Consider the following 10,708-nt stretch of genomic DNA (forward strand, 5'->3'; position numbering starts at 1 on the left):
ACACTAAAAGCCCGTGACTGAATCTGAAGAATTCAATCACGGGCTGTTGATTTCCGACTGAAGTTTTTTCCAGCCTCTTAAACTTTATTCATCCTCGCTGCCCGGAAGGTTCCTGTCCTTGTCAGCGTCGAACCTTCGCAGGATATGCTTGATTTTGTCAACCGGCCAGGGAGCATCTTCTGCCGGATGATACTCAATCGATTCTATTCGAACGAAAGCTTCGGGGTTGTCCTGGCCGACGGGAACTACAACAGCATCTCCAATGTCAAAGTCATCGTCATCTGCAAGATAGCAGTATTTCCCGCCACCGTCATGGAAGACAACATTACAGAAAACGAGGTCATCCTTACGTCTTCTGGCCTTCCCGTATACCCGATCATCCAGGAGGTATCCAATGCCATGGGAAGCGAGAAAATCACGGAGATTCTCTGCAAATTCCGGCCAGTCTGACGGCAGACCGTCTTTATCAAATGTGCCGGTCACTTTCCTTGTTCCACCGTGTCTTGTCGTTATGAGAATCCTGTACCTGTCCGTTCTGTTCGGATTGCTTTCAACTCCATCATCTATGTCTTTGAGCCGCTGCAGCCATTTACTGATGCATCCACTTCCAAGAAAATCAAGCATCGCACCTTCGCAGAATCGTTCGATCCTGGTCGCAGCCATGAGGAGAGCCATGACCGTCTGTCCGTCAAGATTTGAAACATCGGCTTCCTTCATGGACTGAGTGTTCCGCTCAATATTGCTCTTACTGAGGATTTCGCTGTATTTCATGAGTTCGAAATCCTCATGGTCCTTCTCAAAATCGTATATGGCATCCCAGATGCTGTCCACGATTCCATCGTAGTCCATAAACGGAAAGTGGAGCGGATTTCCAGAAGGCCCGTCATTTTCCCTGTCAATGACCCATTTGCCATATTCTGCCTTGTCAAGTTCCGGCAGAAACCGTGTCAGTCGTACACTGCGCTTAACCTCCTCAGTCATCTGCAACTGCCGTTCGTCCCGACATGACGGCCTTCTCATCAATTTATCAGACGATATGCAATACATGCCAGATAGTACGCAAAGCATTCATCATAAACTGAAAGATCGCATCCCAAAATTTCACTGATCCGTTTTAAGCGATACTTTACCGTATTTCGATGAACAAACAACAATTCGCTTGTTTTTTGCAAATCACGCTGAGCATCCAACAAATATGTACAAAGCGTGTGCATCAATTCTTCGTTTTCCTTGACCGGATCCAAAAAGCCAAGCAGATTTGAAGACGTATCGGAATTATCTTCCAAACCGCGTGCGGTTTTAACGACATACTCACACTTGACGAGCGAAAAGAAACGCAGATTAGGAAAAACTTTTCTCAACGCCAGGCGATGCATTATCACCAGCCGGTACGACCGTCCAAAATCAGCCAATTCATTCATATTGTGACAATAAACTACCGTATCAATCTGCTCTTTGGCAAAATCGCCATCCAACCATTCATTGCAGACGTTATTTTCAGCCTTGTCCAGCTTGTATCCGCCGCACATGACCACGATATGATCGTCAATGTGATCAATGACGACTTCTTCATAGCATTCCTTCAAGTATTCGTCAAGATTGTCGATGACTTCCTTAAAATCGCCAATGGAATTAATCGAAACAATCCACATCACGTTAAGTTTTTTAATGTCAATTCCAAATCGGCTCGCAACTCTTTGCGAACGATCCGACTCATTATTCAGAATTCCCCAGATTAATGAATAATATGTAGCATGCAGACTGCTCGTTCCCCAGATATCAAGCACGTTTTCCACGACGTCCCTTGCCTGCTGCAACTGCTTGTCAGTTAACTGCCCACGTTCCTTTACAAGCCATAAATCATAGCGGTCTTCAGCCCATTCGCTGCCGTTTCCCTCACCAAGTTCGACTGAAAAAACTGATCCGTCATTTATCTTTTCAGCCCCGTTGATTACTTCAGCCAAATCCAGTCCGGAATTTCTCGGCCACTTTGCACTATACTCTATCTCGTTTCTTCCGTTTGTGATGACAACGTTTGAATTCAAGGCATCAGCCAGCATTTTAAGTGCCGTTTCAATCGTTTGCGACCATTTCGGAACTTCTGAAAGTTTCCGCATGATAAGCGGTTCAAATTCAGAGTTTCGGTATTCAAAAAGCATTTGAGATATTTCTGTCACGGCTTCATTGAATCGAATGTTCGTATCATTCACCGGCATTTGAATAATTGCAAAATTGATCTCGTTTGCCGTTTGAAGAACGGCATCATCCAGACGGGGAACGAAAACGCCCACGTAATAGACGATGATGCCGACCACGCCCAAGTCATGCATTCCCTTGATCAGTTCGCACTGCTTTTCCGGATCGTCTTTTATGGTATACAGTGAGGTAATGTCCAACTCTCCCAAAAAATACTCATCCGGCTTCAAAACGTTCCTTCTCAATTGACTCATATCGCATGCTTCCAAAAATGACAAAGACATTATTTCTCTTTCAAGTGCCCTTTTGCCGGCAACAACCGTTGCCCCTTGCAAAGACGGAAGCTTCATCAGCTCTTCAAGCTTTACTCCCAAGTAATCAACCCCTAACTCAGCATTGTACACAGCTAACATTCTAACTCTAATTCTGCTTTTTTTCAAAAAATGCTTAAATTGAAAATTTTTTCAAAGCTTAATCACTTTTAAGATTTTTGAATATTCTTTACAATTTCTTATGAAAAGCAGGCTGAAAAAGGGCATTCAATGGTGTACAATGATAATATGGTGTTTTGTATTAAGTGGAATTTATTTGTTTTAATGAATTTAAACCCGCTTATCAAGCGGTGTGGAAAGGGGGGGCATGTTTTTGCATGCCATTTTGAATACTTATGATAGGATATTATAATTATGCTGTAATTTTGACCTATATCAGCATGTTGATTTCATTCGGGGGAATTTCTTACGTAATTGACAATAAAATCGTTGCCGCTTGCGTCTGCTTGCTGCTTTCGGGGATTTGCGACACTTTTGACGGCAAGATTGCTCAGACCAAGGAACGTACTCAACATGAAAAACGCTTCGGCATTCAGCTTGATTCTCTGGCTGATACGGTATGTTTCGGCGTTTTGCCGGCAACAATCATGTATCATATCGGTGGTTTCAGAAATCACGTTACGCTGACTGTTGCCGGATTTTACGTCCTGGCTGCAATCATCCGTCTGGCATGGTTCAATGTTGACGAAGAAAAACGGCAGGATTCGTCCAGCAAATGTCGTGAATTCTATACGGGCATGCCCGTAACGGTTTCGGCATTCATTCTGCCGGTTGTCCTGGCGCTGGCCAACATCAGCGGAAGCTCAATGCTGATTACCGGCACGATTACGCTGTTAGTGCTTGCGTTTGCCTTTATAGCACCAATCAAGGTTCCCAAATTGAATTTTTCAATCGGTCATCAAAAAAATAACGAACAGGAAGATCATAGTGAATAATAATCCCAATAATTCTTTCATCACTTTTTTATATCAGACCGCTGCCGGACGCATGATGCTCAAGGGAATCATGAAGTCCGGCGTTTTAAAGCTGGCTGAAAAATATGCCAGATCAGAGTCATCAAAGTCCCTTATTCCCTGGTTTATTTCTGAAAACAAAATCGACATGACAGAATACGGAAATTATTCATATCATTCATATGCTGAATTTTTCAGCCGTCAAAAACTGGATAAATACTCTAAAACCGATTTTTCAGACAAGCATCTTGTCTCGCCATGCGATGGTTTTTTATCAGCATATCGCTTATCTGATGATTCGTCCTTTGCAATCAAAGGATCTCGCTACCGCGTATCTGATCTGTTGAACGATTCCGAACTGGCTGAACGTTTCAAGGACGGAATTTGTCTTGTTTTCAGGCTTGAGGCACGCGATTATCATCGCTATTGCTATATCGATGACTGCTACCAGCATGACAGCCACTATATTGAAGGAGAACTTCACAGCGTTCAGCCGATTGCCTTGGAAAACTATCCCGTATTTACCTTGAACAGGCGCCTTTGGAACCTGCTCGAAACAAAAAACTTCGGACCGGTCGTTCAAACTGAAATCGGTGCCCTTTTAGTCGGAGGTTTCTCTAACAATCATCAAAACGGCCATTTTATCAAAGGCGAGGAAATGGGACGATTTGAGCTGCATGGCTCAACAATCACGCTTTTGATTGAAAAGAACAGGATCGAGCTTATCGATAATCTGGAAGCTGCTTTTAAACATGAAATTAAAGTTCGTCAAGGGGAGTGGATCGCCAGTGCAGTCAACCGATGAAAAAGAAAAGACAACCATTTTAGGCATCATTCCCAGATATGCTGCCCTTCCTCTCTTGATTGTCGTTACATGGAACATGTGCGTTTACTTTGGAAACCGCATCTTTTCGTCAAATCTTCATCACTACGATTTTACGACGGCACTTGATGAAAAAATTCCCCTGATTCCATGGACCGTCGTGATTTACTTAGGTTGTTATCTTTTTTGGATTGTCAACTACATCTTAAGCTGTCGCGACAATCGGGAGGAGGCCCTGCGGTTCACAAGTGCGGATGTGATCGGCAAAACGATCTGCCTTCTGTTTTACGTCTTTCTGCCGACTACGAACGTCAGGCCTGAAATTGTCGGAAATGATGTCTTTTGCCAAATGATGAACTGGTTGTACGGTACCGACGCAGCAGACAACCTGCTGCCTTCAATTCACTGTTTCGTCAGTTGGATGTGCTTTATCGGCGTAAGAAATTCGCCAAAAGTTCCTTCCTGGTGGAAAAAGGCATCATTTGTCATTGCAATTGCCATCTGCATTTCGACTCTGACAACCAAGCAGCATGTTTTGATTGACGTCTTGGCAGGGGTTTTGCTTGCCGAACTCTGCTATGCATTGGCAAGCAAATTTCCTGTTTTGACCAAGTTTCCGCTAATTTGAAAAAATACGGCAAAGGGTCCATGCCACGATTGGCATGGACCCTTTTTAACCGTCTTTCTACAACTCTGAAATTGCCTTTTTCATTTGCTTAACATATTCTGCAACGTGCGGAACCGCTTCAGCACCATACTTTTCACAGATTTTAACGATTGCCGATCCAACAATCACGCCATCACTTTGCAAGGCCATTTCGCGGGCCGTTTCAGGCGTGCTGATTCCAAAACCGACAGCACACGGAATGTCATTTATCTCCCTGACAAGCTTGACCATGCTTGAAACGTCCGTCTTGATCTCCTTTCTGGTACCGGTGACGCCAAGAGATGAAACGCAATAGACAAACCCCCGGGCATCTTCTGCAATCATCTTGATTCGTTCTTTTGAAGTCGGCGCAATCATTGAAATCAAACACAGTCCGTATTCGTCACACACCTTGGAAAACTCTTCTTTTTCCTCATAAGGAACATCTGCCAGAATCAATCCGTCAATTCCGACACTTGCGGCCTTTTCCAAAAAACGTTCCGTATCATAGGAATAGACAACATTTGCATAAGTCATCAAAATCAGCGGAATCTGAGTCTTTTGCCGGATTTTTGCAATCATTGCAAAAATCCTGTCCGTTGTCGTGCCGGCTGAAAGTGCACGCAGATTGGCCGCTTGAATAACCGGACCTTCAGCCGTCGGATCAGAAAAAGGGATGCCCAGTTCAATAATATCTGCCCCGGCATCATCCATCGCATAGACAAGCCGCTCCGTTGTTTCAAGACTTGGATCCCCGCTTGTTATGAACGGAATGAATGCCTTGCCGTTCTCAAATGATTCTTTAATTCTGTCAGTCATGCAAATTTTCCCCCCTGTATCTTGCAATCGCCGCAACGTCTTTGTCGCCTCTTCCCGACAACGTGACGATTACGATTTGATTCCTGCTCATTTTCGGAACGATTTTTCTGGCATAAGCGACAGCATGAGCACTTTCAATTGCCGGAATGATTCCTTCTGTTCTTGACAAATACTCAAATGCATCTACCGCCTCATCATCTGTGACTGGCACGTATTTTGCGCGCCCTTCATCGTGCAGAAACGCATGTTCAGGTCCGACGCCAGGATAGTCCAGACCGGCTGAAATGGAATAGACCGGTGCAATCTGCCCATATTTATCCTGACAGAAATAAGACTTCATCCCGTGGAAAATACCCGAGCGACCAGTTGAAATCGTTGCCGCCGTTTCAAAAGTATCTGCTCCCTTGCCCGCAGCTTCGCACCCGATCAATTCAACATTCCTGTCATTGATGAAGTTATAAAAACTCCCGATTGCGTTTGATCCGCCGCCAACGCAGGCAATCACTGCATCTGGCAAGCGCCCTTCCTCTTCCAGGATCTGCTCCCTTGCCTCTTTTGAGATGACGGCCTGAAAATCACGCACGATTGTCGGAAAAGGATGCGGTCCCATGGCAGATCCGAGAACGTAATGGGTATCATCAATTCTCCTGGTCCATTCGCGCATCGTTTCGGAAACAGCGTCCTTCAGTGTCCCTGTGCCCGTTGAAACGGAATGAACCTCCGCACCTAAAAGCTTCATGCGATAAACATTCAACGCCTGTCTTCTGCAATCGACTTCACCCATGAAGATCTCGCATTCCATTCCCATCAATGCGGCAACCGTTGCCGTGGCAACACCGTGCTGACCGGCACCGGTTTCGGCAATGACTCGTTTTTTGCCCATCTTTTTCGCCAGCAGGCATTGTCCAAGAACATTGTTTATTTTGTGGGCTCCCGTATGATTGAGGTCTTCTCGTTTAAGATAGACTTTGGCCCCTCCGAGATCTCTTGTCATATTTTCGGCATAATAAAGCAAAGACGGTCGACCTGCATATTTCTTTAAAAGATCGTCTAATTCGCGATTGAATTTCTGATCTTCCTTGTAGTAATCATAGGCTTTTTCAAGTTCATCCACGGCATTCATAAGCGTTTCTGAAATATACTGGCCACCGTGTGCCCCAAATCTCCCTTTAGACTCTGTCATCATCGTTCCTTCTTTCCTGATTGCTTTTTAAAAATTCAGTGATTCGTCTGACTTTTGAATAGTCTTTTTTGCCATCGCTTTCAGCCCCGCTGCTGACATCTATGGCATAAGGATCTAACGCATCAAGCGCAGACCCGATATTTCCTTCGTTGAGTCCGCCGGCCAAAAAATACTTGCGCGATGGCCGCACATTCTTCAAAATCTCCCAGTTAAATGCCCGTCCCTCTCCTTTTCCCGCATCAAACAGCAGGTAATCTGCCTTCGTTTTGCAAAAATACTCGACATCAGCGGAATTTTTCGGGATGACCGCCTTAATGACAAGCTTGCCGGTCCTTTTTTTCAATTCTTCGATATATCTTTCAGATTCGTTTCCGTGAAGTTGAGCCATGTCAAAGCTCGCCATCGTCTTAACGACCGTTTCCATGGGTTCATCAACAAAAACAGCAACTGTCTTGACTGTTTTCAAAACTTTTTCGGCCAGTCTGCAGGCTTCATTTGGATCCAGACTTCGCTTGCTTTTGGGATAATCAACAATGAAGCCGCAATAGTCAGGCTGTGTTTCATTAATTATTTCAACGTCCGCTTCAGTTTTCAGACCGCAAATTTTCAACTTGCTCATATTTTCACCTCAAATCCCAACTCTTTCAAAGTAGCCTTTTTATCGCAGCTTTTCATCATTGTTTCACCGATAAGCACGGCGTCTACGCAAGATTCCTTCAACGCCTTGACATCATCCGATGTTTTAATCCCACTTTCTGAAACAAAAATTACATCGGAAGGCACGAATTTCCTCAGCCTGGTACTGTTTGCCGGATCAACGTCAAAATTCTTCAGGTTACGGTTATTGACTCCGATAATTTTTGCTCCTGATTTTAATGCAACCTCAATTTCTGCCTTGGAGTGAGCTTCAACCAGAGCATCCAGCTCCAGACTTTCAGAAAGTTCACGATAGCTTTTCAACTCCGCTTCATCAAGCAGGCTGACAATCAGAAGAACTGCTGAAGCTCCCAGAACCTTTGCCTGATAAATCATGTATTCGTCAATCGTGAAATCCTTTCTCAAAATAGGCAGCTTGACTTCTTCGGAAATTTCTTCAATAAATCTGTCGTCCCCCAGAAAATATTTCGGCTCCGTTAAGACGGAAATCGCACTCGCTCCTGCTTCTTCATACTCTTTGGCAATTTTCAGATATGGGAAATCCTCTGCAATCACTCCCTTTGAAGGCGAGGCTTTTTTGACTTCGCAGATGCATGACAGCCCTTTTTTATTTAATGCTTTAAAAAACGAACCTTGACTTCTTGAATGCAGTGCCCTATGTTTCATTTCCGTAAGACTGACTTGCCCTTTTTGAAATTCGATTCGCTCTTTGGTCGAATCGGCCAGGATTTTTAAAATGTCTTCTGTCATTCATCATCCCCGCTTGTTTGTTTCTTCGACAAAATGTTCCATTTTGGCTTTGGCAGAACCGTCATCAATCAGCCGTTCTGACAGTCTGACTCCCTGAGTCATGTCTTTTGTCAATCCCGCCAGATACAGAACCGCACCAGCATTCATGCAAACAACGTCACGTTTTGCGCTCCGATCTTCTCCGTTTAAAACTTTCCTTGTGATTCCAGCATTTTCCTTTGGCGTTCCCCCTTTAAGATCCTCTTTTCTACATCTTGAATATCCAAAGTCTTCCGGTTTGATTTCATAAGTTTTAAAAACACCGTTATTTATTTCGCAGACCTTCGTTTTTGCGCTCATTGAAATTTCGTCCAGCCCGTCTTCTCCGTATACAACCATCCCTCGCCTTACACCAAGCCTGTTCAACACGTGTGCCAACGGTTCAACCAGATTTTCCGAATAAACTCCCATTAACTGGATTTTAGCATCTGCCGGACTCGTTAACGGTCCTAAAACGTTAAAAAGCGTTCTTATGCCAAGCTCTTTCCTGACGGGACCGACAAAGCGCATTGCCGAATGGTATCGTTTCGCAAACAAAAAGCACATGTTGGTTTCGTTTAGAATTTCTTCGTTGCGTTCCGGATCAATGTCAATCCTGACTCCCAAAGCTTCCAGACAATCAGCTGCACCGGATTTTGATGATGCAGAGCGATTGCCATGCTTTGCAACCGGAATGCCCGCTGATGCAATGACAAACGAGGCGGTCGTTGAAATATTGAACGAATCAGAACCATCGCCGCCTGTTCCGACGATTTCCGCCACTTTACGATTCGTCTGCAATTTTGTTCCTGCAGCACGCATTCCTTCAGCACTGGCTGCAATTTCGTCGATGGTTTCGCCTTTCATTGCCATCGAAACAAGATAGGCTGATGCCTGAACAGGAGTTGCCGTTCCATTCATCAATTCCGCCATTGTCATGCGTGCTTCTTCATAAGTAAGATTTTCTTTTTGCGTTGCCTTTCTGATAACTGATTCAATCATTTTTCATACCTCCAGAAAATTCTCGATTATTTTTTTACCATATTCCGTCATTATTGATTCAGGGTGAAACTGCACACCATAAATTGACTTGCTGCTGTCCTCCACAGCCATAATTTCCTGATCGTCAGCAGCTTGCGCCGTTACCTTTAACCCGCCCGGCAAACTGTCAGGATCTACTGCCAGGGAATGATATCTGGCTGCTGGAAATCCATCTTCGATTCCCTTAAAAAGGGTCGACTTCGAAAAGATTTTCATCCGACTGGTTTTACCGTGCATCAAACGTTTGGCATGAACTATTTTTCCTCCAAAAGCCTGGCAGATTGCCTGATGTCCTAAGCAGACTCCCAAAATGGGGATGTTTCCCGCAAAATGTCTGATCAAATCAAGACAAATACCCGCATTCTCAGGACGTCCGGGCCCTGGTGACAGAACAATTGCCTGCGGATTCAATTTTTCAATTTCGTTTAGTGTAATCTCATCATTTCTTTTAACGTCAACTTGAACTCCCGTCTCGCCAAATAAGTGATACAGATTGTAGGTAAAACTGTCATAATTATCAATCAGCAATATCAACTCCAATACCTCCCTTTGCTTCTTCAACAGCCATTACGACCGCACGTGCTTTGTTTTGGCACTCTTTGAACTCCTGCTCCGGAACTGAATCGGCCACGATTCCCGCTCCGGATTGAATGCACAAATCGGTGCCCTTTTTGCTGACAAGCCTGATTGCAATGCAAACGTCCAGGTTTCCCGAAAAATCCAAATATCCGATTGTTCCACCGTAAATCCCCCTCTTGTTTTCTTCCAGTTCTTCGATAATTTCACAGGCTCTGAATTTGGGTGCCCCTGAAAGCGTTCCTGCAGGCAAAACAGCATCGATAACGTCAAGTCCGTCCTTTTGGTCCGAAATTTCGGCAACAACCGTTGAACCCAAATGCATTACCTGCGAGAAACGTTCAATTTCCATGTGTTTTTCGACTTTTACCGTTCCGATTTTCGCAACTTTTCCAAGATCATTGCGTCCGAGATCGACCAGCATCTCGTGTTCAGATCTTTCCTTGCTGCTTTCCTTAAGTTCTTCTTCAAACATCCGGTCCTCTTCTTCGCTTTTGCCCCTTCTTCTTGTTCCTGCCAACGGAAAAGTCGCCAGTTTGCCATTTTCAGACCTGACCAGCGTTTCAGGAGAAGCTCCTGCAATTTCTTCACCTGAAGTCGACAGGTAAAACATGTACGGTGAGGGATTTTCGACACGCAGGACGCGATAAGCATCAAACAAACTGCCTGTGGCTTTTGCCTGAATCGGGTTCGACAAAATCATTTGGAAAATAT

12 protein-coding genes are annotated in these 10,708 nt (G+C 44.5%); 3 read left to right on the forward strand and 9 right to left on the reverse strand.

The window, feature by feature from the left end:
- Positions 1–84: 84 nt before the first annotated feature.
- Together V7Z60_RS06095 and V7Z60_RS06100 are read right to left on the reverse strand one after the other, a co-directional pair.
- Positions 85–981: a DUF6508 domain-containing protein gene (locus tag V7Z60_RS06095; protein ID WP_334116971.1), complete on the reverse strand. Its 897-nt coding sequence runs from the start codon at positions 979–981 to the stop codon at positions 85–87.
- 38 nt (positions 982–1,019) lie between these two features.
- Positions 1,020–2,570: a PucR family transcriptional regulator gene (locus V7Z60_RS06100; protein WP_334116959.1), complete on the reverse strand. Its 1,551-nt coding sequence runs from the start codon at positions 2,568–2,570 to the stop codon at positions 1,020–1,022.
- Between the two features lie 293 nt (positions 2,571–2,863).
- On the opposite strand from V7Z60_RS06100, the gene V7Z60_RS06105 reads away from it, so the two are divergent.
- The 3 genes from V7Z60_RS06105 to V7Z60_RS06115 are packed head-to-tail and all read left to right on the forward strand — an operon-like array spanning position 2,864 to position 4,932.
- Positions 2,864–3,463 (forward strand): CDP-alcohol phosphatidyltransferase family protein, encoded by a 600-nt coding sequence (locus tag V7Z60_RS06105; protein WP_334116960.1) that lies wholly within the window; start codon positions 2,864–2,866, stop codon positions 3,461–3,463.
- Entirely contained in the window at positions 3,456–4,286 is an 831-nt protein-coding gene (locus V7Z60_RS06110; protein WP_334116961.1) for a phosphatidylserine decarboxylase, read from the forward strand. Before V7Z60_RS06105 ends, V7Z60_RS06110 begins: the two co-directional genes overlap by 8 nt.
- A complete protein-coding gene (locus tag V7Z60_RS06115) occupies positions 4,270–4,932 on the forward strand; it encodes a phosphatase PAP2 family protein (protein ID WP_334116962.1) in 663 nt (220 codons plus the stop codon). The genes V7Z60_RS06110 and V7Z60_RS06115 overlap by 17 nt, the downstream gene beginning before the upstream one ends.
- A 57-nt stretch (positions 4,933–4,989) precedes the next feature.
- On the opposite strand, the gene trpA is transcribed toward V7Z60_RS06115, so the two are convergent.
- The 7 genes from trpA to V7Z60_RS06150 form a co-directional block, all read right to left on the reverse strand.
- Positions 4,990–5,769 (reverse strand): tryptophan synthase subunit alpha, encoded by a 780-nt coding sequence (gene trpA / locus V7Z60_RS06120; RefSeq protein ID WP_334116963.1) that lies wholly within the window; start codon positions 5,767–5,769, stop codon positions 4,990–4,992.
- Complete coding sequence (gene trpB, locus V7Z60_RS06125; RefSeq protein ID WP_334116964.1) at positions 5,762–6,952, reverse strand: tryptophan synthase subunit beta; 1,191 nt, start codon at positions 6,950–6,952, stop codon at positions 5,762–5,764. Before trpB ends, trpA begins: the two co-directional genes overlap by 8 nt.
- Positions 6,939–7,571, reverse strand: a complete 633-nt coding sequence (locus V7Z60_RS06130; RefSeq protein WP_334116965.1) for a phosphoribosylanthranilate isomerase — start codon at positions 7,569–7,571, stop codon at positions 6,939–6,941. Before V7Z60_RS06130 ends, trpB begins: the two co-directional genes overlap by 14 nt.
- On the reverse strand, positions 7,568–8,359 hold the full coding sequence (gene trpC / locus V7Z60_RS06135; RefSeq protein WP_334116966.1) for an indole-3-glycerol phosphate synthase TrpC: 792 nt from the start codon (positions 8,357–8,359) through the stop codon (positions 7,568–7,570). The genes V7Z60_RS06130 and trpC overlap by 4 nt, the downstream gene beginning before the upstream one ends.
- 3 nt (positions 8,360–8,362) lie before the next feature.
- Entirely contained in the window at positions 8,363–9,379 is a 1,017-nt protein-coding gene (trpD, locus tag V7Z60_RS06140) for an anthranilate phosphoribosyltransferase (RefSeq protein WP_334116967.1), read from the reverse strand.
- Positions 9,380–9,382: 3 nt separating this feature from the next.
- Complete coding sequence (locus V7Z60_RS06145) at positions 9,383–9,952, reverse strand: anthranilate synthase component II (RefSeq protein WP_334116968.1); 570 nt, start codon at positions 9,950–9,952, stop codon at positions 9,383–9,385.
- Positions 9,936–10,708, reverse strand: a 773-nt coding sequence (locus V7Z60_RS06150) for an anthranilate synthase component I family protein (protein ID WP_334116969.1), incomplete at its 5' end; no start/stop codon positions are given. The genes V7Z60_RS06145 and V7Z60_RS06150, both read right to left, overlap by 17 nt.

This window comes from Ligilactobacillus sp. (assembly GCF_036846325.1).
Classification (GTDB): domain Bacteria; phylum Bacillota; class Bacilli; order Lactobacillales; family Lactobacillaceae; genus Ligilactobacillus.